Annotated in this window: 1 pseudogene; it reads left to right on the forward strand. The window is 55.8% G+C overall.

The window, feature by feature from the left end:
• A pseudogene (locus tag BK665_RS33985) lies at positions 1-265 on the forward strand (hypothetical protein); the annotation flags it as partial.

A 265-nucleotide genomic window follows, 5' to 3' on the forward strand; every position in this document is an offset into this window, starting at 1 on the left:
TTAATGTCGATGCCCATCCCGACCGCAGTTTCCCAGCCGAAATAGAGACGGTTCGTTTCGCCTCGGAAACCGTATCCAATGTGGTGACCTATAAGGGCATATTGACTGTCGATAATGCCGAACTGCTGCTGCGCCCGGGCATGACGGCAACGGCCAATATCATCGTCGAGGAAATCAAGGACACACTGCTGGTGCCTAATTCCGCGCTTCGATACACGCCACCGCGCGAATCCGCTTCCCGTGGCGGCGGGTTGATGAGCCTTTT

It is taken from the genome of Pseudomonas frederiksbergensis, assembly GCF_003732665.1.
GTDB lineage: Bacteria > Pseudomonadota > Gammaproteobacteria > Pseudomonadales > Pseudomonadaceae > Aquipseudomonas > Aquipseudomonas frederiksbergensis_G.